Annotated in this window: 10 protein-coding genes; 4 read left to right on the forward strand and 6 right to left on the reverse strand. The window is 76.3% G+C overall.

Translation table 11 applies throughout. The features are described from left to right. Window positions 1-28 precede the first annotated feature (28 nt). From ACFU74_RS05685 to ACFU74_RS05700, 4 genes are read right to left on the reverse strand one after another with little or no spacing between them, the layout of a single operon-like run. Window positions 29-3373 carry an amino acid adenylation domain-containing protein gene (locus ACFU74_RS05685; protein WP_380752240.1) on the reverse strand — a complete coding sequence of 1115 codons (3345 nt, stop codon included), beginning with the start codon at window positions 3371-3373 and terminating at the stop codon, window positions 29-31. Further along, on the reverse strand, window positions 3366-6713 hold the full coding sequence (locus ACFU74_RS05690; protein WP_380752243.1) for a type I polyketide synthase: 3348 nt from the start codon (window positions 6711-6713) through the stop codon (window positions 3366-3368). The genes ACFU74_RS05685 and ACFU74_RS05690 overlap by 8 nt, the downstream gene beginning before the upstream one ends. Beyond that, complete coding sequence (locus tag ACFU74_RS05695) at window positions 6710-11401, reverse strand: beta-ketoacyl synthase N-terminal-like domain-containing protein (protein WP_380752246.1); 4692 nt, start codon at window positions 11399-11401, stop codon at window positions 6710-6712. Before ACFU74_RS05695 ends, ACFU74_RS05690 begins: the two co-directional genes overlap by 4 nt. A gap of 5 nt (window positions 11402-11406) precedes the next feature. After that, window positions 11407-17775, reverse strand: coding sequence for an SDR family NAD(P)-dependent oxidoreductase (locus ACFU74_RS05700; RefSeq protein ID WP_380752249.1), 6369 nt, complete (start codon window positions 17773-17775; stop codon window positions 11407-11409). A 545-nt stretch (window positions 17776-18320) separates the two neighbouring features. Here ACFU74_RS05700 and ACFU74_RS05705 point away from each other — a divergent pair. After that, window positions 18321-19004, forward strand: coding sequence for a DNA-binding response regulator (locus ACFU74_RS05705; RefSeq protein ID WP_380752252.1), 684 nt, complete (start codon window positions 18321-18323; stop codon window positions 19002-19004). A gap of 43 nt (window positions 19005-19047) precedes the next feature. Here the strand turns inward: ACFU74_RS05705 and ACFU74_RS05710 are convergent, their stop codons facing one another. Further along, the gene (locus tag ACFU74_RS05710; RefSeq protein ID WP_380752255.1) at window positions 19048-20064 is read right to left on the reverse strand and encodes a LuxR C-terminal-related transcriptional regulator; all 1017 of its coding nucleotides are present in this window, start codon (window positions 20062-20064) and stop codon (window positions 19048-19050) included. Between the two features lie 324 nt (window positions 20065-20388). Continuing rightward, on the reverse strand, window positions 20389-21051 hold the full coding sequence (locus tag ACFU74_RS05715) for a TetR/AcrR family transcriptional regulator (RefSeq protein ID WP_380752258.1): 663 nt from the start codon (window positions 21049-21051) through the stop codon (window positions 20389-20391). 131 nt (window positions 21052-21182) lie between these two features. Here ACFU74_RS05715 and ACFU74_RS05720 point away from each other — a divergent pair, with 131 nt between their 5' ends. The 3 genes from ACFU74_RS05720 (at window position 21183) to ACFU74_RS05730 (ending at window position 26835) form a co-directional block, all read left to right on the forward strand. Further along, window positions 21183-22010 carry an SDR family oxidoreductase gene (locus ACFU74_RS05720; RefSeq protein ID WP_380752261.1) on the forward strand — a complete coding sequence of 276 codons (828 nt, stop codon included), beginning with the start codon at window positions 21183-21185 and terminating at the stop codon, window positions 22008-22010. An 84-nt stretch (window positions 22011-22094) separates the two neighbouring features. Continuing rightward, on the forward strand, window positions 22095-23825 hold the full coding sequence (locus tag ACFU74_RS05725; RefSeq protein ID WP_380752264.1) for a WD40 repeat domain-containing protein: 1731 nt from the start codon (window positions 22095-22097) through the stop codon (window positions 23823-23825). Between the two features lie 187 nt (window positions 23826-24012). Further along, window positions 24013-26835 carry an SdrD B-like domain-containing protein gene (locus tag ACFU74_RS05730; protein WP_380752267.1) on the forward strand — a complete coding sequence of 941 codons (2823 nt, stop codon included), beginning with the start codon at window positions 24013-24015 and terminating at the stop codon, window positions 26833-26835. The last annotated feature ends 111 nt before the right edge of the window (window positions 26836-26946 follow it).

The raw sequence follows: 26946 nt of genomic DNA on the forward strand, positions 1-26946 counted from the left end.
GCTCATCGCTCTCGGGCTCATCGCTGCCTCAGGGCCGGGCGCGGCGCGCGGCCGCCCGTTGCCGCCGGGCACCGGCCCGGCGTCGGTGCTCCGCGCGTTCGCGCGCCTCCGATCCGGGGGCCGCCGCCGGCTCCTCCGCGGACCGGGCCAGGTGGGCGGCCAGCGAGGCCACCGTCGGGTGCTGGAACAGCTCGACCATCGACACCCGGTGCCCGGTGTCCGCGGCGAGCAGCGAGCGCAGTTCGGCCATCAGCAGGGAGTGCCCGCCCAGGTCGAAGAAGTTGTCGTGGGCGCCGACCCGCTCGATCCCCAGCACCTTGCGCCAGAGCCCGGCGAGCGTGCGTTCGAGTCCCGCGCCGGGCGCGGTGAACGGCGCCGCCGCCGGTGAGCGCCCGTCGTCCGGTTCGGGCAGCGCGGCCCGGTCCACCTTGCCGCTCGGGGTGAGCGGCAGGGCGTCCAGCACCGCGAACGCGCCGGGCACCATGTACTCGGGCAGCCGCCCGCGCAGATGGGCGGCCAGCTCGGCGGTCCCGGGCGGCTCGCCCCCGCCGGCCGCCGTCAGATGGGCGACCAGCCGCACGTCCCCGGCCCGCCGCTCGCGGGCCGTCACCACCGCCTCGCGCACCCCGGGGTGCGCGGTGAGCGCCGCCTCGATCTCGCCCGGCTCGATCCGCAGGCCGCGCAGCTTCACCTGGTGGTCGAGGCGGCCCAGGAACTCCACCGCGCCGTCCTCACGGAACCGCGCGAGGTCCCCGGTCCGGTACAGCCGCGCCGCCGGGTCGGGGCCGAACGGGTCCGGCACGAAACGCTCGGCGGTCAGCTCCGGCCGGTTGAGGTAGCCGCGGGCCAGGCCCCGGCCGCCGATGTACAGCTCCCCGGGCACCCCGACCGGCACCGGGCGCCCGGCCCCGTCCAGCACATGGATACGGGTGTTGGCGATCGGCCGGCCGATCGGCACCGGGCGCAGCGGGTCGCCGTCCGGGCGGCAGGTCCAGTGGGTGACGTCGACGGCGGCCTCGGTCGGACCGTACAGGTTGTACAGCCGTGCCCCGGAGCGGGCCAGGAAGCGGTCCTGGAGGTCGCGCGGCAGCGCCTCGCCGCTGCACACCACCCGGCGCAGGCCGGTGCACTCCTCCACCTCCTCCTGGAGGAAGAGCTGGAGCATCGACGGCACGAAGTGCACCGTGGTGATCCGCTCGGCCCGGATCGTCCGGGCCAGGTAGCCGGGGTCCCGGTGGCCGCCCGGGCGGGCCAGCACCAGGGTGGCGCCGGCGGCCAGCGGCCAGAAGAACTCCCAGACCGACACGTCGAAGGAGAACGGCGTCTTCTGCAGCACCCGGTCGGTGGCGTCCAGCCGGTAGGCGTCCTGCATCCACAGCAGCCGGTTGCGGATCGCCGCGTGCACGTTCATCACGCCCTTGGGCGTCCCGGTCGAGCCGGAGGTGTAGATGACGTAGGCGAGGTCCTCGCCGCCGACCCCGACCTCCGGGGCGGTGTCCGGAAGGCCGCCCGGCGCGGCCTCGAACTCCTCCACGCCCAGCACCTCGGCCCCGGTCTCCGGCAGCCCCGCCGGCACCCCGCGCCGCGTCAGCAGCACCGGCACCCGGGCGTCGCGCGCCATGTGCTCCAGCCGGGCCGCCGGCAGCTCCAGGTCCAGCGGAAGATAGGCGCCGCCCGCCTTGAGCACCGCCAGCAGCGCCACCACCAGCTCCGGCGAGCGCTCCATGGCGACGCCCACCACGACGTCCCGGCCCACCCCGAGACCGCGCAGCCGGTGCGCCAGCCGGTTGGCCCGCCGGTTCAGCTCCCGGTAGCCGACCGAACGCCCCTCGAAGCGCAGCGCCTCCGCCTCCGGGTGCAGCCGCGCCCGCTCCTCGAAGGCCTGGTGGATCCAGCCCGCCCCGGCCGGCCACTCCCTGGCGGTGGCGTTGAACTCCTCGACGACGCGGCGCCGTTCGCCCTCCGTCAGCAGCTCCAGCTCGTCGACCGGCCGGTCCGGGGCGGCCACCGCCTGCTCGGCCAGCCGGCGGAAGTGCGCGGCCAGCCGGGCGACGGTGGACTCGTCGAACAGGTCGCGGTCGTACTCGAACCAGCCGCTCAGCCCGCCGTCCCGGTCGAAGGCCTGCAACTCCAGGTCGAAGCGGGCGCCGCCGCTGCGCACCAGCACCTGCTCCAGCTTCGCGCCGGCCAGGGCGAGGTCCGGCACCGCCTCCCGGCCGTAGGCGAAGCTCACCTGGTACACCGGCGGCCGGCTGAGGTCACGGGCCGTGTCCAGCTCCCCGACGACCAGCTCGAACGGCACCTCCTGGTGCTCGTAGGCGCCCAGGCAGGCGGCGCGGACCCGTTCCAGCACCTCGGTGAACGACGGCTCGCCGTGCAGCCGGGTGCGGATCGGCAGGGTGTTGACGAAGTAGCCGATCAGCGGCTCCAGTTCGGGCCGGTCACGGACGGCGGTCGGCACGCCCACCACCACGTCCCGCTGCCGGCTGCAGCGGGCGAGCAGCACGGTGAAGACCGCCAGCAGCGCCATGTAGGTGGTCGCGCCGCGCCGGTGGGCCAGCGCCGAGAGCTCCCGCATCAGCGGCTCCGGCAGCTCGAACGGCAGCGCCCCGCCCCGGAAGCCCTGCACGGCGGGCCGCGGCCGGTCCGTCGGCAGCTCCAGCGCGGCCGGCGCCCCGGCCAGCCGCTCCCGCCAGTACGCCAACTGCTCGGCCCAGCGGCCCTGTTCCTGCTGCCCGCGCTGCCAGGCCGCGAAGTCGGCGTACTGCACCGGGAGTTCCGGCAGGGGCGAGGGCAGGCCCTCGGCGAACGCCGCGTACAGGGCGGCGAGCTCGGACAGCAGCACCCAGAACGACCAGCGGTCGGAGACCAGGTGGTGCAGCGCCAGGACCAGCACCGACTCGTCCTCGGCCGTGCGCAGCAGGGTCAGCCGCACCGGCCTCCCGGCCTCCAGGTCGAACGGCTCGCCGATCGCCGCCTCGGTGATCCGCGCCTCCAGTTCGTCGGCCGTCAGCCCGGCGTCCCGCAGGTCGACCTCGGGCAGCTCCGGCGCCGCAGCCGGCCGCACCAGCTGGACCGGGCGGCCCTCGAGCAGACCGAAGCCGGTGCGCAGTGCCTCGTGCCGGCGGAGGACCTCGGCGAACGCGGCGCGCAGGACCGCGGCGTCCACCGGGCCGCGCACCCGCACCGCGCCCGGCACCACGTACGCCGGGTTGTCGGGGCGGACCTGCTCCAGGAACCACATGCCCTGCTGGAAGACCGAGAGCGGGAAGACGTCCTCGGCAGCCGTGCCCCGCCTCCCGGCCAGCAGCTGCTCCAGGCGCGCCCGCTGCTCCGGGGTCAGGGCGGCGAGTCGCTCGTCGAGCTCAGCCATCGGCCCGCTCCTTCTCCCCGGTCACCTGGTCCAGCAGGGCGAGCAGTTCGGCGTCCCGGTCGGCCGCGCGGGCCACCCGGCGGATCGTCGCGGTGTCCCCGCCCCGCTCCGGCGCCGGGCCGGCCGCCAGCTCGCCGGCCACCTGCTCGGCGAGGCTGCGCACGGACGCGCCCTTGAGGAAGTCGGCCACCGTGACCTTGACCCCGAGCCGGCCCTGGATCTCGTTGCGCAGCTCGACGGCCATCAGCGAGTCCAGCCCGAGGCCGGACAGCGGCGCGTCGGCGTCCACGGTGGCCGCGCGCGAGCCGAGCGCGGTGCGCACCGCGGCGGAGAGCCCGGCCACCACGGCCTCGGCGCGCTCCTCGGCGGGGGCGCGCAGCAGCTCCTCGGCGGTGGGCAGCGCGCTCGCGGCGGCGCGGCCGGGGGCGCCGGGCGGGTCCTGCCGCCGTTCGGCCCGCTCCGCTCGCCCGGGGATCCGCTCCGGACGCTCCCGCCGGGTCGCGGGTTCGTCACGGACCCGGCGGACCGGGGTGGTCCCGCCGCTCGGCTCGTGCCAGCAGCGGGTGGCGGCGAACGGGTAGTGCGGCAGCGGCGCGCGGGTCCGCGCGTAGTCGCGGTCGAACGCGGCCCAGTCGACCTCCGCCCCCTCGGCGTACAGCCGGCCGAGGCTGCCCAGCAGGATCCCCCAGTCGTCGTACGTGGGCCGCAGACTGGGCAGCATCAGCACGTCGTCGCCGGTCAGCACCTCGCGGACCAGTCCCAGCAGGGTCGGTGCCGGGCCGACCTCCAGGAAGGTGCGGTGGCCCAGCCCGTACAGCGAGCGCACCCCGTCGGCGAAGAGCACCGGCTGCCGGGCGTGGTCCAGCCAGTACCCGGTGTCCAGCGGCCGGTCCCACGGCCAGGCCCGGCCGGTCAGATTGGACACCAGCGGCAGCCGCGGCGCACCGAAGGAGACCTTCTCCAGGGCCGCCCGCAGCGGCTCCAGCACCGGTTCCACCAGCGGGGAGTGCGAGGAGGTGGAGATCCGCAGCCGGCGCACCTCGGCACCGCGCGCGGTGAACGCCGCGCAGACCGCGTCGACGACCTCCCGCACCCCGGAGACGGTGGTGTTCGCCGGGCCGTTCACGGCGGCCACCGAGACCAGGGCGGCGTCGTGGCCGGCGAGTTCGGCGGCGACCTCCTCCGCCGGGGCGCAGACCGCGGCCATCGCCCCGGACCCGGCGAGCCGCTGGAGCAGCCGCCCTCGCTCGGCGACCAGCCGCAGGCCGTCCTCCAGCGGCATCGCGCCCGCGAAGCAGGCGGCGGTGTACTCGCCGAGGCTGTGCCCGACCACGGCGGCCGGCTCCACGCCCCAGGAGCGCCACAGCTCGGCCAGCGCGTACTCCACGGCGAACAGGCCGGGCTGGGCGTACTCCATGGTGTTGATCAGCTCGCCGTCGGCCGCCGCGGCGGGGTACACGGCGGAGAGCAGCGGCGTCGGCAGGACGTCCCGCAGGATCTCCTCGCAGCGCTCCAGGGTGCGCCGGAAGGACGGCTGGGTCTCGAACAACTGCCGTGCCATGCCGGCGCGTTGCGGGCCCTGGCCGGTGAAGAGGAAGACCGGCTCGGCGGTGGCGCCCCGCCCGTCGCCCCGGGCCGTGCCCAGGTGCAGCCCCTCGCCGGGGCCGTCCCGGACGAAGTCCGCCAGCCGGTCCGCGATCTCCCCGGCGGTGGCGCCCACCGCGGCGAGCCGGTGCGGGAAGTGCGAGCGGCCGGTGTTGGCGGAGTAGCACAGGTCCGGCGCGGCCTGCGGACCGGCCGCCGCCAGCCGGTCCTGGTAGCGGCGGGCCAGCTTGAGCAGCGCGCCGCCGCTCTTCGCCGACAGCGCCAGCACGGAGAGCGGGCGGGCGCCGTCCGGCTCCGCCGCCGGGCGCTCCGGCGCCTGCTCCACGATCAGGTGCGCGTTGGTGCCGCTGAAACCGAAGCTGCTCACCCCCGCCACCCGCCGCCGGGCCCCCTCCGGCCACGGGGTGAGGCCGGTCGGCACCCGGAAGCCGGTCCCGTCGAAGGAGATGTGCGGGTTCAGCTCGCCGAAGTGCAGGTTCGGCGGGATCAGCCCGCGCTCCACGCAGAGCACGGCCTTGATCAGCCCGGCGATGCCGGCCGCCGCCTCCAGATGGCCGAGGTTGGTCTTCACCGCGCCCAGGTGGAGCGGCTCGCCCTCCGCGCGGCCGTAGACCTCGGCCAGCGCCGCCACCTCGATCGGGTCGCCCAGCTTGGTGCCCGCGCCGTGCGTCTCGATGTAGCCGACCTGCTCCGGTCGTACCCCGGCGGCGGCCAGCGCGGCGCGGAACACCTCCCGCTGCGCGGCCCCGTTCGGCGCGGTCAGGCCGGAACTGCGCCCGTCCTGGTTGACGGCCGAGCCGCGGATCACCGCGAGCACCCGGTCGCCGTCGCGCCGCGCGTCGGAGAGCCGCTTGAGCACCACCACGCCGCAGCCCTCGCTGCGCACGAACCCGTTGGCCGCGGCGTCGAAGGTCTTGCAGCGGCCGTCGTCGGCGAGCATCTCGGGGAACTGCGAGAAGGAGATCGCCGCGTCGGGGGAGACCACCGCGTTGACGCCGCCGGCCATCGCCAGGTCGCACTCGCCCAGGCGCAGGTTCTGGCACGCCTGGTGGACCGCGACCAGTGAGGAGGAGCACGCGGTGTCCACCGAGACGCTCGGCCCGCGCAGGTCCAGCAGGTAGGAGAGCCGGCCGCTGGCGATGCTGTGGGCGACCCCGGTGCCGGCATGGGCGGTGATGTCGGCGGGCTCGCGGAACAGCAGCCCCGCGTAGTCGTTGCTGCAGATGCCGAGGAACACCCCGGTGCGGCTGCCGGCCAGCGCGTGCGGGGCCTGCCCGGCGTCCTCCAGGGCCTCCCAGGCGACCTCCAGGACCAGGCGCTGCTGCGGGTCCATGGAGACCGCCTCGCGGCGGGAGATGCCGAAGAACTCGTGGTCGAAGCGGTCGATCCGGTCCAGGAAGCCGCCCCAGCGGGTGCTGTGCCTGCCCGGGGTGCGCGGGCGCTCGTCGTAGAACGCGTCGACGTCCCAGCGGTCGGCCGGGATCTCGCCGATCGCGTCGGTGCCGGAGGCCAGCAGCTCCCAGTACGCGTCCGGGTCGCCCACCCCGCCGGGGAAGCGGCAGCCGACGCCGATGACGGCGACCGGCTCGGTGCGGGCCCGCTCGTAGGCGTCGATGCGGTGCTGCATCCGCTCCATCGTCAGATAGGCGCGCTTCATCGCGGCCATGGACGCCGACCGGTCGTCGGGTGCGGCGGTGCCGGTGACGGTTCCGGTGGATTCCTCGCGTGTGGTCATCGTCCCTGTCCCCGGTCGGTCGGAGCGGCGTCGGTCGGATCGGCGTCGGTGCGGGCTTCGGCCTCGGTGCGGGCTTCGGCGTCGAACTGCTCGGTCCGGGCGAGGAGGAGGGCTTCGAGCTCGCTCTCCGAGAGCCCGTCGAGGTCGGTCGGGGCCGCCGTGGCGGGCGGGGCGGGCGTGGCGGGCACGACCGGGTCGGCCTCCAACGGGATGCCCATCCGCTCGGCGAGGAAGGGCACCAGCGCGTCCAGCGTCGGGTACTGCCACCCGAGCGTCGCGGGCAGCGGCACGCCGAGCGACAGTTCGAGCCGCGAGCGCAGCTCCAGGGTGCGCATGGAGTCGAAGCCGAGGCCGGCCAGCGGCGCCGAACCGTCGATCGCGGCGGCGTCCGCGCCGGGGCCGTCGAGCACCCGGGCCGCCAGCTCCCGGCAGTGCGCCACCAGCAGCGCCCGGCGGCGCCGGCCCGGCTCCACCGCCAGCAGCCGGGCGCGGACCGCCGCCCCGCCGTCGGACCCGGTGCCCGGCGCGCCGGGACCGGCCGCCGCGGCCCGGACGATCACGGCCGGGCTGCCCAGCAGCCGGGCGAGCGAGCCGAGGCCCTCGCCGTCCACGCTCAGCGCGGGCAGCCCGAGCGCCCGGCGGTGCGCGGCGAGCGCGTCCAGGCAGGCGCCGAGCGCGGTCCCGCGGCCCGCCCCGGTGGCCGGGTCGCACAGCACGAAGAAGTCCAGCTCCCGTTCGCTCGAAGCGAGGTGGAGCTGCCAGGCCTCGGCGGCCCGGGCCGCCGAGGCGCCCAGCGGATCGTCCTCGGCGGCGCCGTCCTCCGGGCCGCTCGCGAGGTGCACCACCCCGGCCGCGTCAAGTCCGGCCAGCAGCGCGGCGGCCTCCCCGGGCCGAGCCAGGTCGGCGACCGGCAGCGCGACCTCCACACCCCGGGCGCGCAGCCCGGCCACCGCCTGGGCGGCCCGGCCGGCGTCGGCGCCGGGGGAGCGGACCAGGGCGATCCGGCGCGCGCCCAACTCCGCCAGCCGGCCGGCCGCGGCCAGCGCGGCGGGCGTCGTCCCGCCGGTCACCAGGTAGCCGGCCCGGCCCGCCCGGACCACCGCCGGGGTCGGCGGCACCGCGATCTCCGGCGCCGGCTCCGGCCGCAGCACCAGCTTCCCGAGGTGACGGGCCTGCGCCATCGCGGCGAACGCCTCCCGGGCCTCGCCGAACGGGTGCACGGTGACCGGCAGCGGCCCGAACTCCCCGTCGTCGAAGCCCCGCACCACCTCCGCGAACAGCTCGGCGAGCAGCTGCGGCCGCGCGTGGAAGGCGTGGTCGAGGTCGACCGCGAACAGCGCCCGGTTCCCCTTGAGGTGGCCGAGGCCGACGGGGTTGTCGTCGAAGACGTCGCGCTTGCCCAGCTCGACGAACCGCCCGCCCGGCGCCAGCAGCGCCAGCCCGCGCAGAAGCGCCTCCCCTGTCAGCGAGTTGAGCACCACGTCGACGCCGCGCCCGGCGGTGGCCTCGGCGACCTCGTCGGCGAAGGCCGTCGAGCGCGAGTCCATCACCCGTTCCACGCCGCCTAGTGCGCGCAGGAAGCGGCGCTTCTCCGGCGTCCCGGCGGTGGCGAACACCCGCGCCCCGCGGCGCCGGGCGACCGCGAGCGCGGCCAGGCCCACCCCGCCGCTCGCCGAGTGGATCAGCACCGTCTCGCCCGCCCCCAGCCGGGCCAGGTGGTCGAGGCCGTAGACGGCGGTGAGGAAGGCGACCGGCACGGCCGCCGCCTGCTCGTCGTCCAGTGCCGCGGGCCGGGGCGCCACCAGGTGCGCCTCGGTGGTGGCGTACGCCGCCAGCGCGGACGGCACCACGGCCATCACCCGGTCCCCGACGCGGAAGCGGTCGACGCCCGCGCCGACCGCGCTGACCCGGCCCGCGCACTCCACGCCCAGCGGGGCGCTCCCGGTGGCGCCCGGGTAGGCGCCCATCGCCTTGAGCACGTCGCTGAAGTTCAGCCCGGCCGCCGCGATCTCGATCTCCACCTGCCCGGGGCCGGGCGCGATGCGCTCCCAGCGGGTCGGCGTCAGGCTCTCCAGCAGCCCTGGGCGGACCGCCAGGATGCGGTGGTTGGTGTCCAGCCCGGGGTCGAACGGCCGCCGCTGCCAGCCGGCTTCGGTGCCGTCCGCGGAGTCCTGCGGCACCCGCACCGGGACGTACCGGGCCGGGCCGCGCAGTGCGGACGCCGGTTCCCCGGCGGGGCGCAGCAGGACGTCCAGCAGCTGGGCGGCGTCGTCCCCGGCCCGGTCCGGGTCGAGGTCGACGACCAGCGGGCGGGGCGCGCCGGGCCCGTCCGCGGCCGGGCCCCAGAGCAGCGCCTGGGCCGGGTCGGGCGCGGGGTCCCGCTCGCCGACCCGCTGCGCGCCCCGGGTCAGCAGGGTGAGGCGCGGGCTGCCGGGCAGGCCCTCGTCGGCCAGTTCGCGGACCAGTCGGAGGGCCGGGCGCACGGCCTGCTCGTGCTGCTCGGTGAGCGGGAGCGGCGCGGCGCCGTCCGGCCGGGGGCCGGGGGCGGCGTCCAGGCCCCAGGCGTGGACCACCCCGGCCCACGGCTCGTCGCCCGCCGCGCGCAGCTCCTTGAGCAGGGCGGTGAGGTCCTCGGGGCGGCGCGGGTCGAGTTCGAAGCGCAGCGGGTCCAGCCGGCGGGAGCGGTCGCCGGGGGTGACGGTCACCCAGCTGCCGCGCCGGGCGACCAGCTCGGCGCCCAGCGCCGAGGTGACTCCGGTGCGGTCGGCGAACAGCAGCCACCGTCCGGGGGCACCGGCCGGGGGAGCGGCGGCGCCGTCCTCGGCGGCGGCCCACTCCAGCGCGAACAGGGCGAGCCGGGATTCGCCCGTCGCGTCGCCCGCTGCGTCGCCCGTCGTCGCCACAGGCGCGGGCGGCGGAGCCGAACCGGTCGGCTCGGGGGCGTAACGGCGGCGCTGCCAGGGGTAGTTCGGCAGGTCCAGGACGGCCCTGGGCAGCGCCGGGTCGACGCCCTCCTCGTCGCACCCCCGCTCGGCGACCACCACCCCGGGCGGTGTGCCGCCCTCGGCCAGCCCGCGCAGCGCCCGCAGCGCGGCGGCCCGGTCGGCGGCCGTGATCCGGGCCCGCAGCCGGTGCCGGGCCCGCCCGGCCTCCACCGTGTACGCGAACGCCGGGTAGTCCGCCTCCGCCAGCCCGGCCAGCCGGCCGTGCAGGGCGCCCGCCAGCGCGCTCAGCGCCTCCGGGGTGCGGGCGGACAGCTCGAAGCCGTCGGCCGCCCCGGCCGGGGCGGCGCTGTCGGACCCGGCCGCGCCGAGCACCACCTGGGCGTTGGTGCCGCCCATGCCGAAGGCGCTGACCAGCGCGTGCCGCCCGGCACGCTCCGGCCAGGGCCGCAACGCGGACGGCAGGGTGATGCCGGTGCCGTCCAGGTCGATCAGCGGGTTGAGAGCGGCGAAGTGGACCAGTGGCGGCACCTCGCGCCGTCGCAGGCAGAGCACCGCCTTGATCAGACCGATCACCCCGGCCGCGGACTCCGGGTGCCCCAGATTGCCCTTGACCGAGCCGACCGCCAGCTCCGCCCCGCCGTTGCGGCGGCCCAGCGCGGCGGCGATCGCCTCCATCTCGATGGTGTCCCCGAGCGAGGTGCCCGTCCCGTGCGCCTCCACCAGGCCGATGTCGGCGGGGGAGAGCCCGGCGTCCGCCAGCACCGCCCCGGTCAGCGCCACCTCGGAGAGCACATTGGGCGCCGTGAAGCCGGTCGAGCGGCCGGTCTGGTTCACCGCCGAGCCGTGCACCACCGCGTGCACCCGGTCGCCGTCGCGCCGCGCGTCCTCCAGCCGCTTGAGCACCAGCACGCCGCAGCCCTCGCCCCGGGTGAAGCCGTTCGCCCGGGCGTCGAACGGGCTGCACCGCCCGTCCGGCGACAGCGTGCCCGCCAGCCGGTGCAGCCGGGTGGCGCGCGGCGACAGCACCAGGTTCACCCCGCCGGCCAGCGCCACGTCGCACTCCCGGCGGGCCAGCGCCTGCCGTGCCAGGTGCACCGAGACCAGCGAGGACGAGCACGCGGTGTCCACCGTGATCGCCGGCCCGGCCAGCCCCAGCGCGTACGCGACGCGCCCGACCGTGAAGCAGTGGCCGTTGCCGCCCGCCCAGTGGGTGTCCAACTCGCCCTGGTGCCAGTCCCAGTACTCCTGCCCGGTGATCCCGACGAACAGCCCGGTGCGGGCCGCGTCCAGCCGGTCCGGCGGCAGCGCCGCGTTCTCCAGGGCCTCCCAGGCGACCTCCAGCAGCAGCCGCTGCTGCGGGTCGGTCCCGCGCGCCTCCTCGGGCGCCATGCCGAAGAACTCCGCGTCGAAGTCCATCACCTCGTCCAGGAAGCCGCCGGTGTGCGGCAGCCCCTCCCACTCGGCGGCGAACGGCCCGCGCCGCCCGGCCGGCAGCGGGCCGGTGAGGTCCCGTCCGCCGGCCAGCGCGGCCCAGTAGCCGTCCAGGTCGGCGATGCCGCCCGGCAGCCGCAGGCCGATGCCGACCACGGCCAGCGCGCCGGTGCCGCTCGCGGCTTCCAGCTGCGCCCGCAGCCTGCGGACGGTGTCCAGCGCCCTGGTCAGCGGGGTGGGCGCGGCGGTGGTCCGCTGCTCCGTCGTCCGCTGCTCCGCCGTCCGCTGTGTCGTCGTCTGCTGATCGGTCATCGCGCTCAGCCCTCGCCGTCCGTGGCCGCCTCGGCGGCTCCCTCGCCCGGCTCCTCGCCGAGCAGCCGCTCCGCCAGGACGGCGGACAGCGCCCGGGGCGTGCCGTACGTCCACAGCAGGGTCGGCGACAGCCGAAGCCCGAACGCCGCCTCCAGCCGGTTGCGCAGCTCCAGGCCCATCAGCGAGTCCAGCCCGAGCGCCTTGAACGGGGTGTCCCGGTCGACCGCGCCGCTGTCCAGCCGCAGCACCCGGCCGGCCAGCTCCCGCACCCTGGCCTCCAGCAGCTCCGGCCACCGCTCCTGCGGCGCGGCCCGCAACTCGGTGAGGAAGGCCGCGCCCGCGCTGCTGCCGCCGCCCCCGTGCCGGGCCAGCTCGCGCAGCGCGCTCCAGCTCTCCAGCGTCACGGCGTCCGGGTAGGCCTCCAGGTACTGCCGCAGGTCGATCGGCGCATAGGCGACCACCTGCTCGTCAGCGCCCAGGAAGCCCTCCAGCGCCCGCCAGGCCTCCTCGGTGGTGAAGCCGGCCATGCCGCGCTCCGCCAGCCGGGCGCCGCGGTTGTCCTCCGCGGCGGCCAGGCCGACGTCGGTGAACGGCCCCCACTGCACGCTCAGCGCGGGCCGCCCGCGCCGCCGCCGGGAGACCGCCAGCGCGTCCATGAAGGCGTTGCCCGCCGCGTAGGCCGCCTGCCCGGCGTTGCCGAACAGCGCCGCCGCCGAGGAGAACAGCAGGAAGAAGTCCAGCGGGTCGTTGCCGGTCGCCTCGTCCAGGTTCACCGCGCCGTCCACCTTGGGCGCCAGCACCCGGTGCAGCTGCTCCGGCGTCAGGTTGAGCACGGTCGCGTCGTCCAGCAGGCCGGCCGCGTGCACCACGCCGCGCAGCGGCGGCAGCTGCTCGCGCACCCGGCGCACCGCCGCGGGGTCGGCGACGTCCGCCGCGAAGGTCTCCACCACCACGCCGCGCGCCCGCATCGCCCCGATCCGCGCCACCGCGTCCTCGCCCGGCGCCGAGCGCCCGACCAGCGCCAGCCGGCCCGCGCCCCGCCCGGCCATGAACTCCGCCAGCGACAGGCCGAGCGCGCCGAGGCCACCGGTGATCAGATAGCTGCCGTCGCCCCGGAACCGGCCGTCCCGCAGCGGCTCCGGCACCACCTCGCCGACCGTCGCCGGGTCGGACAGCACGAACTTGCCGATGTGGTTGCCGCGCGCCATCTCCCGCATCGCCTCGACGGCCCGCGCGAACGGCCGGCGCAGCACCGGCAGCGGCCGCAGCCCGCCCTGCTCGACCCGCTCCCACACCTCGGCGAACAGCCTGGTGAACAGCGCCGGACGGCGGGCGATCACCCCCGCGAGGTCCAGCGAGGCCAGCGAGACGCCCTTGCGGAACGCCTCCAGGCCCAGCGTGCGCCCGCCGTGGATGTCGGCCTTGCCCACCTCGACGAACCGGCCGCCCTCCGCCAGCACCTCCAGGCCCAGCGGGATCGCCGCGCCGGTCAGCGAGTTGAGGACGACGTCCACCCCGCGTCCCCCGGTCGCCCCGCGCACCAGCCGCGCCCAGGAGAGGTCCCGGGAGTCGAAGACGTGCCGGACGCCGAGCCCGCGCAGATGGGCGCGCTTCTCCTCGCTGCCCGCCGTGGCCAGCACCTCGGCGCCCAGCAGCCGGGCCACCTCGATCGCCGCCAGGCCCAGCCCGCCGGCCGCCGAGTGGACCAGCACCGTCTCGCCCGGCGCCAGCGCGGCCAGGTGCCGCAGCCCGTACCAGGCGGTGATGGTCACCGCCGGGAACGCCGCCGCCTCCTCGTCGGACATCTGCGCCGGGATGTGCTGCGCGTGGTCGGCGAGCACCGTCCAGTGGCTGGCCAGCGCGCCGCCGCCGGTGCAGGCGACCACCCGGTCCCCGGGGGCGAAGCGGGTGACGCCCTCCCCGGTCCTGGTCACCACGCCCGCGCCGTCCAGGCCGAGCAGCCGGGGGTCGGCCGACGGGTCGGGGTAGCTGCCCATCACCTTCATCACGTCGATGAAGTTCAGCGCGGCCGAACCCACCGCGATCTCGATCTCCCCGGCGCCGGGCGCCCGCCGCTCCAGCGGGCGGAACGCCAGGCCGTCCCAGGTGCCCTGACGGTCCGGGGCGAGCCGCAGCGGCTGCGGTCCCGTGGACCGCCAGGCAGGCCGGGCCGGCTCCGCCGGGTCGTCCGCCGCCGCCGCGCCGCGTACCAGCCGGCCGACCAGCCGATCGCGGCCGCGCAGCACCACCTGGTCCGCGCCGTCCCCGGCGGCCAGTTCGGCGGCACACCGCGCCGCCCAGCCCGGGTCCGCGCCCGCCACGTCCACCAGCACCGGCCGCAGCTCGGGGTGCTCACGGCGCAGCACCCGCCCGAAGCCCCAGTAGAGGGCCGCGCCCGGGTCCACCTCGCCGGCCGCCGACGCCGGCGGCTGCGCGTCGGCGGTCACCACGGCCAGCCGGGGCACCCGCGGACGGGTCGCGCAGGCGCGCACCAGCGCGGCCAGCGCCACCAGGCCCGCGCGCTGGGCGGCGGGCCCGGTGTCCGCGCGCGGCGCCACGAACACCACGCCGCTCAGCCCGTCGACCGAGGCCAGCCGCTCCTCCCAGGCCTCGCCGCGCTCCGCCGCCGCGCCGTCGGCCACCCGGGCCAGTGCGGTGGCACCGGTCGCGCCCAGCGCCTCGGCCAGCTCGCCGGCCCTCGCCCGGGCGGCCGGGCCGCCCACCGCGTCCGCCGCGCACACCGCCCACCGGCCGGGCGCCTCGCCGCGCTCCTGACGCTCCTCGCCCTCCTCGCCCTCCGGAAGGGCCTGCGGCCGGAACTCCAGCCGGTGGATCCGCTCGGCGTCCGCCGCACCCGGGTCCGCCGAGGCCGCCAGCGCCCGCATCCGCAGCCCCAGCAGGCTCAGCACCGGCCGCCGCGCGGCGTCGAACAGGAACAGGTCGACCTCCTCGCCGCCCGCCCGGCGCACCGCGTGCGACCACAGCGCGGTGACCGGCTCCGCCAGGTCCTGGTGCAGATGGATCCGGTCCACCCCGACCGGCACCGCCGCCTCCTCGCCCGGGAACAGCGGGATCGACGCCTGCAGAGCCGCGTCCCACAGCGCCGGGTGCAGCCGGTGCGGATGGCCGGAGACCAGCAGCCCGTCCGGCAGCCGCACCTCGGCCAGGCACTGCGCCGCCTCCGCGCGCAGCCCCAGCACGCCCTGGAACGCCGGACCGTAGTTCAGCCCGCGCGCCGCGCAGTCCGCGTAGAACGCCCCGGCCGGGGCCGCCTCCAGGCCGAGCAGCCGCTCGGGGAAGGACGGCAGGGCGGGCGCGGTGTCCTCCGCCAGCACCCGCGCCGAGGCGTGCCGCACCCAGCCCTGCGCGCCCGGCTCCAGCGAGGACAGCGTGAAGCTGCCGCCGCCGGTGACGTCGTCCCGCCAGCCCAGCGCCACCGTCACCGGCTCCTCGGCGAGGGTGAGGTGGCTGTGCAGGCCGACGTCGGCGAGCGTGCGGTGCGCCCCGCCGGTGCGGGCCAGCGCCGTGCGCAGCGCCAGCTCCAGCATCGCGGTGCCGGGCAGTACCACCGCGTCGTACACCCGGTGGTCGCGCACCCAGGGCAGGTCCGCCGGGGCCAGCTCCAGCGTGCCCGTCCAGGCACCGTGCTCGGTCACCGACGGCACCAGCCGCAGCGCCTCCCCGGCGCCGCCCGCGGTGCGCCGGCGGGCCGGCTCCACCCAGTGCGCGGTGCGCTGCCACGGGTACGGCGGCACCGGCGCCCAGGCGTTCCGGGGCAGCGCGCCGAACGGCTCCAGGCCGCTCACGTACGCCCGGGCCAGCGACTCGCGCACCATGGCCGGCGAGCCCTGGTCGCGCCGCAGCGTCGACAGCACCTGCGGCGGGAGCGGCCGCTGCGCGGCCAGCTGCTCCAGCGCCGGGGTGAGCACCGGGTGCGGGCTGATCTCCACCACATGGGTGACCCCGGTGTCGAACAGCCGCTCCATGGCGTCGGCGAACATCACCGGGCGGCGCAGGTTGTCCACCCAGTACCGGGCGTCCAGCTCCGGCCCCTCCAGCGGGGCCACCCGCACCGTCGACATCAGCTCGACGGTCCCCGGGCCCGGGCGCACCGTGCGCAGCGCCGCCAGCAGGTCCTCCTCCAGCTCGTCCATCTGCGGGCTGTGCGAGGCGTAGTCGACGTTGACCAGCCGGCAGAAGGTGCCCTCGGCCTCCAGCAACTCCTTGAGCGCCAGCACCAGTTCGGTGTCCCCGGAGAGCACGCAGCTGTTCGGCCCGTTGTTCACGGCCAGCGAGACGCCCTCCTCGAAGCCGGACAGCGCCGCCTTCGCGGCGTCCAGCGAGAGGTCCACCGCCAGCATCCGGCCCCTGCCCGAGGTGCGCCGGGCGATCGCGCTGCGCCGGGCGACCACCATCGCGCCGTCCTCGTAGGAGAGGATGCCCGCCGCGGTGGCCGCGGTGACCTCGCCCTGGCTGTGGCCGACCACCACGTCCGGCCGCACGCCGGCCGCCCGCCACACCTCGCACAGGCCCAGCGAGACCGCCCACAGGGTCGGCTGGAGCATGTCGATCCGCGACAGCCACTCCTCGCCGGCCGCGCCGGAGACGACCTCCACCAGGTCCCAGTCGGTGTACGGCTCCAGGGCCTTCGCGCAGCGGCGGATCACGGCGGCGAACAGCGGGTCCGAGGCCAGCAGTTCACGGCCCATGGCGTGCCACTGGGAGCCCTGGCCGGGGAAGACGAAGGCGGTGCGCCCGCGCGGCGCGGCGCGCCCGGTGAGCACCCCGGCCCCGCCGTCGGCAGCCGGGTCGGCGGCCAGCCGCTCCAGGACCTCGGCCGCCTCGGCGGCGCCGGCGGCGGTGACGGCCGCCCGGACCGGGAACTGGTCGCGCTGCCAGGCCAGCGTGCCGGCGAGCGCCGGGAGCGCGGCGGCGCCGGAGGCCAGCACCTCGCCCAGCTCGCGGGCGCGCCGGGCGAAGGCCTGCTCGTTGTGCGCCGACACCGGCAGCAGCACCGCGCCGTCCCGGTCCGCGCCGGCGGGTTCCCGGGCGGCGGGCGCCGGTGCGGCGGCGGTCCGCGGCGCCCCGGTCAGTACCACATGGGCGTTGGTGCCGCCCCAGCCGAAGCTGCTCACGCCGAGGAAGACCTGCTCGTCGGCGGGCAGCGGCAGCGGCTCGCGGACCACCGTCAGGTTCAGCTCGTCGAACGGGATGTCCGGGTTGAGCTCGGCCGAGTGCAGGCTCGGCGGCACCAGGCCGTGACGCAGCGACAGCAGCGCCTTGAACAGCCCGGGGATGCCGGCGGCGGCCTCCAGGTGGCCGATGTTGGTCTTCACCGAGCCGATCGGCAGCGGCCCCGTGTCCGCGCTGCGGGCCTGCCCGAGGACCCGGCCGACGGCGCCGGCCTCGATCGGGTCGCCGACGGCGGTGCCGGTGCCGTGCGCCTCCAGGTAGGCGACCCGGTCGGCGGGGATGCCCCAGTTCCGGTAGGAGTCGCGCAGCAGCCGCTCCTGGCCGAGCGGGCTGGGGGCGACGACGCTCTGCCCGCCGCCGTCGTTGTTCACCGCCGTGCCGGCGATGACGCCGTGGATCCGGTCGCCGTCCGCGAGCGCCCGGGCGAGCGTCTTCACGTACAGCGCGCCGACGCCCTCGCCGCGCACGAAGCCGTTCGCCCCGGCGCCGAAGGCCTTGCAGCGGCCGTCGGGGGAGAGGCCGCCGAAGTAGGTGAGGCCGATCGACGCGGTCGGGTCGAGCATCAGCGCGACCCCGCCGATGATCGCCGCGTCCACCTCGCCGGCGCGCAGCGCCTGGGCGGCGAGGTGCGCCGCGACCAGGGCGGAGGAGCAGCCGGTCTCGACGACCAGGCTGGGGCCGGTCAGGCCGAGGAAGTAGGAGACCCGGGCGGCGATCATGTCGAGCGCGTAGCCGGGCGCGGTGTGCTGGGTGACGCCGCTGCCGCTCTTGCGGCCGACGTGCTCGTAGTCGTGCCAGCCGGCGCCGACGAAGACGCCGGTCCGGGTGCCGGCCAGCGCCCGGGCGGGCGTGCCGGCGTCCTCCAGGGCGCGCCAGGCGGCCTCCAGCATCAGCCGCTGCTGGGGGTCGAGCATCTCGGCCTCGCGCGGGGAGATGCCGAAGAAGGTGGCGTCGAACAGGTCGACGTCGTCGAGGAATCCGCCGACGGCCTGGATCTCGCGCTGCGGGTCGAGCTGGGCGGTGGCGTCCCACCGGGCGGCGGGCACCGGGCGGATGGCGTCGCGCCGCTCCGTCATCAGCCGCCAGAAGCTCTCGACGTCGGGGGCGTCGGGGAACCGTCCCGCCATGCCGACGACGGCCAGGGCCTGGGCCGGGTCCTGGACCACAGGGTCTGTGTGCATGTCCTCTTCCTCTGGCATCCGTGGTGAGCGGGCTTCGGCCGCGGTCCGGCGCCCGGCCGGGGGCGCACAGGAGCGCGGGCGGACGGGGACCGGCCGGCGCGGGCAGGGGTCGGGTCCTACGGGCGGCGCGCGGGCGGTGGAGGGTGTCGGGGCAGGCGGCTGTCGGGACGGCGGACGGGTGCGGACAGACGGGTGCGGATGGGCCGGGCGGGGCGGACGGGCCCCGCGCGGCAGTCGATCACCAGTGCGCATCGTGGTCCTCGGCGGCGCCCGGCGACAAGGCTTTGACCTGCTTCTACTGACACTTGTCACGTCCCTGCCCCAGGGCGTCGGGTCGGCCCCCGTCGCCGGGATAGGTTGAGGGGTCACCGAATGACACGCGTAGACCCAACGGCCCCGCCGGTTCCGGCGGTCCTGCCGCGGCCATGTCCGCACCCGGACGCCCGGAGCCGTCGACGGGGCCGACGGCGGGCCGCACACTGGGCCTGCGGCCGGAACGATCACCAGGAAATCCGTTTCACGGGACCCTCGGGGGAGACCTAGTGATGACCATTCGTGTGTTGGTAGCCGACGAGCAACTCCTGCCCCTGGACGCGATCGCCGAGGTCCTGGCCTCCGTGAAGGACTTCGAGGTCGTCGGCGCGGTGAGCCGCAGTTCGATGATCGTCCCGGTCGCGGTGCGCCGGCGTCCGGACGTGGCGGTCCTGGGGATGGGCACCGTGCAGGGCGGCTTCCGCCTGGTACGGGAACTGGGCCGGCGGCTGCCCGACTGCCGGATCGTCATCATGACGGCCCGGCCCACCCGGACGCTGGTGGACCGCGCGGTGTCGGCGGGCGTGCTCGGAGTCGTCCCCAAGCAGACGAAGATCCCGCGCCTGGTCGACGCCATCCGGGACGCCGCCGCCGGCGGCAGACCGGCCGGTGGCAGAGCAGTGGGAGACGGAGCAGTGGGAGGCGGAGCGGTGGGTGGCAGAGCAGCGGCGGCCGGGGAGGGCGGGCCGCCGTTCGGGCCGGCCGCCCCGGCGGCCGTCGCCGAGCAGGTGCTGAGCGAGCGCGAACGGGAGATCCTGCGGCTCACCGCCACCGGCGCCTCCGTGAAGGAGGTGGCCCGCGAGCTCTACCTCGCCGCGGGCACCGTCCGCAACGTCACCTCGGGCGCCATGCGCAAGCTCGACGGGCGCAACCGCTTCGACGCCGCCCGGATCGCCTCCGAACGCGGCCTGCTGTAGCCCCGGGCCATGCTGTGGCCCCGGGTCCCGCTGCGGCCCCGGGTCAGGGCGCCGCCACCTCCGGCGCCCGCTGCGGCTCGTGCTCCAGCAGCCCGAGCCGGGTCGCCCGCACCATCGCGGTCAGCCGGTTGTCGGTCTCCAGCACCCGCAGGATCTCCGCGACGAAGCGCCGCACCGTCCGGTCCGAGTAGCCGAGGTGGCGGGCGATCGCCTTGTCGGTCGCCCCCACCGCCATCATCCGCAGCACCAGCCGGTGGGTGTCGGAGAGCACCGGCGCCGAACCGCCGCCCCGGCGCCGCCGGGTGTACGGCGCGGCCGTCGACCAGCTGTGCTCGAAGACCCGGGTGAACAGCTGTGCCAGCAGCCCGCCGTCGATCACCACCGTGCGGCGCGGCCCCTCCACCTGTGAGCGCGTGACCACCTTCTCCCCGTCGACGATGACCAGCCGCAGCGGCAGCGACTCGGCGGTGCGCACCTCGGCGCCCGCCTCCTGGAGCGCGTCGACGTATTCCAGGACGGCCGGACTGCCCAGCGCCGAAGCCGGTGCCACCAGCCGGTAGTGCACGCCCCGGCGCAGCAGCTCCACGTCCTCGCGGATACCCGTCTGGAACGGCTCGCGCTCGGCCCCGCTCGGCAGCATCACCGCCACCTCCGAACGGCTGGCCGAGTGCAGCTCCCCGAGCCGGCGGCACAGCTGCTCGCGCGACTCGACCACCTCGACGGCCGGGCTGCTCCCGGCGGCGGACGGCGGGGAGAGCAGGCCGTCGGTCAGGTCGGAGATGAGGTCCTGCGCGCGGGTGAACTCGGCCAGCCGTTCCTGCTGGTCGGCGACCAGCCGTCTGAGCACCCGCTGCGGCGGGTCGAGGGGCGAGTCCGGATCCCGGTCGAGGAGTCCCTGCCCGGCCAGCCAGTCCACGGCCTCCCGGACGTCGTCCGAACAGGCGCCGAGCCCGCGGGCGACCCCCGCCGGATCGGTGCGGCCGTCCTCGGTGCGGAGCAGCGCGTGGTAGACACGGTACGCAAAGCGGGGGTCGATCCCGGTTCCGGTTGCCGCCGTCATCGCCTTGAACTCCAGCCATAGATCCGGATCGTGAGCGGGAACGCGTGGTTGAACAGTGGGGAAACCGATTCCCCGGTGTGTTCGGGTGGCGACACTACTGGAAGGATTCGACCGGTCAAGGGTGCCGGGCCTGAACTCCGGGCATACCCCCAAGGGGTGACATATCGTCAATCCGAACGGCCCTGAGCCTTACAGGGACGCCCCGTCGGCCCGGACTCCGCCGAGTGGTCCGACTGCCCGTACTTCGCGGTGCCGGTCATGACGATCCTTCGGCACCCCTACGTCTCGGGGCCGGCCGGGAGATGCGCCGGACGGTGGCCGCCTTCACCCGAGGGAGCCGGCAGGCCGTGGAGCGGTGAGGCCGGCGGTCAGGAACTCGATCACGGTGGCCGACTCCGGGAAGGGCGGCTCGGGGGAGGTCGCCGTGTGCACGGCGAGCGGGCGGCCGTAGACCTCCAGCAGCGCGGTGAACGAGAGCCGCCAGCGGTCGGTGATCTCACGGACGGAGAGTTCGGGCAGCGCCCGGCCCAGGGCCACCTCGAACGGCGCGGTGCCCGCCCAGGGCGGGCCGTTGACCGGCCGCTCACTGGTGAGCATGGTCTGGGCCAACAGCCGGCAGAGCATCCGGCCGCGCTCGGTGCGCACCAGCTCCTCGAACGGCGCGACGACGGCCGTGACGAGCTCCCGCACCTGCGCGGGCCCGCTGCTCCCGGGGCGCAGGACGGCAGATTCCAGCCCGCCCTGCCAGAGCGGGAGCAGCGCGCGTTCGAGCAGCGCCGCGACCAGGCCCTCCCGGGAGCCGAAGTGGTAGTGCACCGCGCCGGGGTTGAGGCCCGCCTCGGCGTTGACCGCCCGAACCGAGACCTGGCCCACCCCGCGCTGGAGGAAGAGCCGTTCCGCGGCCGCGAGCAGGCGGTCCCGGGTCGTCGCGGGGTCCTGGGGCGTGGCGGGGTCCTGGGTCGGGTTCTGGTCTGGTCCATCCGGCATGCCGCTATTGCACCACACGGCAGGGGGTTACCATTCAATCAGTGATTGAATCGCGATTGGCCGATGTCGGGAACGAGATCGTGCCAGTCCGTGCGCCCTGCGCGCACAGTGATCGAGGAAAGGCCTGCACCATGGGTGTTTACGCTGTCACCGGCTCCGCTTCGGGAATGGGCGCGGCCAGCGCCGCCGTCCTCCGGGAGGCCGGGCACACTGTCATCGGCGTGGATCTGCGCGACGCCGACATCACCGCCGACCTCGGCACCGCGGACGGCCGCCGGGCCGCCGTCCAGGAGGTCCTGGCCACCTGCGGCGGCGTCCTGGACGGCGTGGCCGCGGTGGCCGGCGTCGGCCCCGCGATGAAGGACGCCGCCGCGGTGGCCTCCATCAACTACTTCGGCCCCGTCGTGCTGCTGGAGGGCCTGCGCCCGGCGCTCGCCCGTTCCGCGGCCGGGCGCGCCGTGGTGATCGGCTCCAACTCCGCCACCACCGTCCCGGTGATCGACGACACGCTGGTCGGCCTGCTGCTGGCCGGCGACGAGGAGGCGGCCCGCGAGCGCGCCCGGGCGACCGCCGGGACGCTCCCCGCCGAGCTGCGGGAGTCGTCGCCGGGCCTCTCCGCCTACGCCAGTTCGAAGTTCGCCCTGGCCCGGTGGGTGCGCCGCACGGCGGTCGCCCCGGAGTGGGCCCGCGAGGGCGTGCTGCTCAACGCCATCGCGCCCGGCGCGGTGATCACCCCGCTGATGCTCGGCTCCACCGGCGTGACCCGGGACGCCGACGTCGACGCCTTCCCGACCCCCATGCCGCTGGGCGTCTTCGGCCGGCCCGAGGACATCGCCTACTGGGTGCACCAGTTCCTGCGCCCCGAGGCCCGCTTCACCACCGGGGCCACCCTGTACGTCGACGGCGGCACCGACGCCGCGATGCGCCCGGACGCCCAGCCCACCGCGATGACCGTCTGACCGTCCCACCGCCTTCCTCCGGCCCACGGCCCGGGCGCCGGACGGCGCTCGCCGTTGTCGGTCCGTACCGCTACAGTCCCGGCCATGGTCGAGGATCTCGGGGGCGCCGAACGGGCGCCGGAGGAAGTGCAGGTGACGGACCCGGGGTTCCTGGTGACCGGGGATCCGCACGAGGTGGCGGCGCGGCTCGCCACGGCGGCCGGGCCCGCCGCCCGGCTGGCGGCGGCCGTGTACCGGGCGTCCCTGGAGGTGCACGGCGCGGCCGACGCCGCCACCCGCCGGCAGATCCTGGCCCTGGACGCGGCCCGCTTCGGCGACCGGGCGCTCGCCGCGCGGCTGGCCGAGGCGGCCGTCGAGCAGGTCCCGGACGCCCGGTGGCGGGTGGACTGGGCCACCGGCTCCGGCGTCCACCCCGCCTACCTCGGCCCGCTCGGCGCCGCCGACGGCGCCTGGCCGCCGCCGCTGGTCGGCGTCGAGGGCCGGCCGGCCGCACTCACCCGCGACGCCGACGGCGCGCTGCTGCTCCGCGACCCGGCCACCGGCGACCCGCTGCTCCGCCCGGCGGCAGGCGGGCGCGCGCCGGGGGAGGAGTGCACCGCGGTCCTCGACGGCCGGCCGGTCACCGTCCGTTGCGACGGGTACACCGCGCCCCGCCTCCTCGACCCCCTCACGGGAGGGACGCTGGGCACCCTGGCCGCCGCCCCCGGCGTCGAGCCCGACCCCACGCCGTCCGCCGTCGTGACGGTCGTCATCGACGGCCGGCCGCACGTGCTGGGCTGCGACGAGGAACGCTTCACGCTCTGGGACCTGACCACGCGCCGACCGGTCCGGGAGATCGAGCCGTTCGAGAAGGACGACCTCCAGGCCTGGGCGGTGGCCGAGCCCGGCGGGCGCCCCCAGGTGGTCGCCGGCAGCTACGGCGGCTCCGTCGGCGTCTGGGACCTCACCTCCGGCGAGCGCCTCGCCGAAGCCCGCGCCGAGGACCGCGACCTGTGGCGGATGGCGGTGGCCGAGGTCGGCGGACGCCCCCGGGTGCTCACCGTCGGCAGCAACCCCTACGTGGGCGAGCCGCTGGAGGAGGCCGAACTGTGGAGCCTCGACCCGCTGCGCCGGCTGGACCGCCTGCCCGTCGGCTGGGGCGAACTGACCACGGCCGCCGCGCACGGCCGTTGCTGGGTGGTGAGCGAGGGCGGCCGGGCCTGGGAGCTGTCGGACGCCGCACCGGCCGACCGGCGGGCGCCGGGCCACCGGGCGCACGTCAGGGCGCTCGCGAGCATGGTGCTCGACGGCCGGCCGGTGGCCGTGAGCGGCGGCGACGACGAGGTGCTGCGGCTGTGGGACCTCGACAGCGGCGAGCCCGTCGGCCCGCCGCTCTCCACCGCGCCGTACCAGGACGAGTGGGAGGGCGTGACCGCTGTCCGGACGGTGCTCGCCGACGGCCGGGCGTACGCCGTCGCGAGCCATGTGGACGCCTACGAGAACGTGGTGCAGCGGGTCTGGGACCTCGCCGCCGGCGCGGAGGCCGGGCCGCCGGTCGCCGGGGCGGTCGCGCGGGACGCCGCGGACGACCTGCCCGCCGCCGTGGCGGCGCCGGCGCCCGACGGGCTGACGGCCGCGGCCGCCGGCACGGTCGGCGGCCGGCCCGTCGCCCTGTTCGCCGTCCGGCACCGTGTCCAGGTCTGGGACCTGTCCGGTGAACCGGTCGTGACCGGTGAACTCGCCTTCCCCCAGCCCGTCGCAGCCCTGGCCGTCACCCCGGACGGCCGGGTGCTGGCCGGGTTCGGCGAGGATCTCGCGCTGCTCTCGCCGCGCTGACGGCACGGCGCGAGGAGATCGGCACACAGACTGTCGGAACGTCTGATCTGCCGTCAAAGTTCCTGGTTTTCCTGCGAACTTGTGTGAAGTCCCTTTAAGCTCCCGTTAACAATGGCGGCTCTCCGTCACACCCGGACTCCGCAGCGGAGTCGGGGCGGCGGGGCCCAACCGCATCATGAGAGCAGGGATGACAACGACACGTGATCAGGAACCCGGCGCCGCCGCGCGCGGCCCGGAGCGGCGGCGGCCGGGTCTGCCCGGCCGCCGCACCGTGGGGGGCGCCGCGGCGCTGCTCCTCGGAATCGGGGCGTGCTCGCTGCTGGCCGCCCCGGCCGCGTTCCCGCAGGCGGCCGACGGGACGGTGACGGTCCGCGTGGTGCGGGCCGTGGACACCGACGGGTTGTGGAAGCCCGGCCTGGAGCCGGGGATGGCCGGCGTCAAGGTGACCCTCACCGACGACGCGGGCGCCGGCGTCGAGGGCACGACGGCGGCGGACGGCACGGTGACGCTGGTGCCGGGCACCAAGCTCACCGGCGGCAAGTACCGCGTCCAGGTGGTGAATCCGAAGCCGGGCACGCTCTACCCGGCGTTCGCCTCCCGCGAGGGCCTGGGCGGCGAGCCCAACAAGCTCAGCAGCAACGAGGAGTTCGTCGACGTCTCGGGCGGCAAGAACGTGGCGGTCACCACCGGGCTCTGGTACCCCGGTGACTACTGCCAGAAGAACGCCCCCCTGGTGACGACCTGCCAGCCCACCACGCGCGAGGGCGGGGCGCAGCGCACGCTGGTCTCCTTCCCGTACAGCGCGCGCGGCCAGGAGGGCGTGGACGTCAAGGCCACCAACCTCGCCACCAACTCCGAGACCGGCACGCTCTACGGCATCGCCTGGAACAAGGCCGACCGGCGGGTGTTCTCGTCGGCGGTCGCCAAGCGGGCCACGGACTACGGTCCCGGCGGCCAGGGCGGGATCTACGTGACCGACGTGGCCTCGAAGCAGACCACGCTGTTCACCACCGTCCCGAACGCCGGTTCCACCGGCCACGGCGGCGGCACCGACGACGGGTTCATCGGGGTGCCGGGCAAGGAGAGCCTCGGCGGCATCAAGGTCACCGACGACGGGCAGGACCTGTTCGTCGTCAACCTCAACGACCGCAAGCTCTACCGCTACAACGCCACCGTGCCGACGGCCTCCGCGCCGAAGGCCGTCTACCCGATCCCGGACCCGGGCTGCCCGGCGGCCGGGGACTGGCGTCCCTTCGGCCTCGGCCTGCAGGACGGCACCGGCTTCCTCGGCGGTGTCTGCTCGGGCCAGTCGACCGGCAAGGCGTCCGACATGCGGGCGGTGGTGCTGCCGTTCGACCTGGCCACCGGTGCCTTCTCGGCGGCCGTCCTGAACGAGCGGCTGGACTACCCGCGCCAGACGACCGTCGGCGGCGGCCCCTGCGACGGCGCGGCCTGGTTCCCGTGGACCGACACCTGGCCGACCTCGCAGAACGGCAACGCGTGCGGCACCAACATGATCGCCCAGCCCGAACCCGAGCTGGGCGAGATCGCGTTCGAGACCGACGGCTCGATGCTGCTGGCCTTCCGCGACCGCTTCGCCGACCGCGCGCCGTCCGGTGTCCCGTACTCCGCCGTCATGTCGGGCGGTGACCTGAACAAGGCCTGCCTGGCGAACGGCGCCTACGTGCTGGACACCAACAACGGCTGCGGACTGTCCCCCCGGGGCACCCGCTTCTTCGACACCAGCTGGGGAGGCCACCGCAACACGGCCTTCGCGGGCATGGCGAACTCCAAGGCCGAGAGCACCATCGCGACCTCCGCCTTCGACCCCAACCACACCGCCCTCGGCTACGGCACGTCGTTCCTCCAGCGGAACGGCGCGCAGGACCCGAAGTTCGGCTTCCGGCTGACCCCGAAGGACGAGGCGGCGCCGTTCGGAAAGGGCGCCTCGATGGGCGACCTGGAGGTGCTCTGCGACCAGGCCCCGCTCCAGATCGGCAACCGGGTCTGGTACGACCCCGAGCGCAGCGGTCTCCAGCTCCCGGGCCAGAAGCCCGTGCCCGGGGCGACCGTGAACCTCTACGACGAGGCGGGGAAGCTCGTCGGCACCACCAGGACCACCGACCGCGGTGAGTACTACTTCGACGACAGCAACGTCACCGGCGGCCTCAAGCCGCGCACGAAGTACACCGTCCGGCTGGACAACCCCGCCGACTACGCCAAGGGCGGCCCGCTCCACCAGTGGGTGCCGACCACCGCGGACGTCGGCGACAACGCCTTCGTCAACTCGAAGGGCATCGTTCCGGCGGGCGGGCAGTACGCCGAGCGCGCGCTGACGACCGGCGGCCCGGGCGAGAACGACCACACCTACGACTTCGGGTTCCGGCAGCAGGAGGGCGAGCTGCGCCTGGTCAAGCACGACCAGGACGGCAAGCCGCTGGCGGGCGCGAAGTTCCGGCTCTGGAAGGAGACCAACGGAACCGACGGGTTTCAGAGCGGCGGTGAGAAGCCCGACACGGCGGTCGGCGATCCCTGCACCACCGGGGCCGACGGCCTCTGCAAGGGCAGCGGTGTGGCGGGGACGTACTACTGGCAGGAGGTGAGCCCGCCGGAGGGCTACTCCCCGCCGGAGAAGACGGTGTTCGGGCCGCTGGTGCTCAACGCCGACAACCTGGCGGCCGGAGTCGAGGTGACGGCCGTCAACCGGCTGATCCCGACCCCGACCCCGACCCCGACGCCCACGCCCACGGCGACGCCGACGTCGACGCCTTCCGAGACGCCGACGCCGAGTCCCACGCCGACGCCGACCGCGACGCCGACGCCGGCGCAGACCCGGCCGCCGGTGCAGCCGTCCCCGGCGGCGACGCCGCCGGCTCCGGCACCGGGGCACCTGGCCAACACCGGTGCCAACGAGGGCATCCCGGTGCTGGCGGCCGGTGCGGGCACGCTGACCGTGCTCGGAGCGGTGCTCGTGCTGCTGGCGCGCCGGCGCCGGGCCCAGCGGCAGTAGTCCGACCCCGGTAGCCCACCCGGGGCGCCGTTGGCAGGGCGGGTCCGGGGTCCGCAGGGCCCCCGCCCCGCCCGTGTGTTGTGGCCGACCGGTGAGAGTAGGCGCGGGCCT

The sequence above is a fragment of the Kitasatospora sp. NPDC057500 genome, from assembly GCF_042802195.1.
Taxonomy (GTDB): Bacteria; Actinomycetota; Actinomycetes; order Streptomycetales; family Streptomycetaceae; genus Kitasatospora.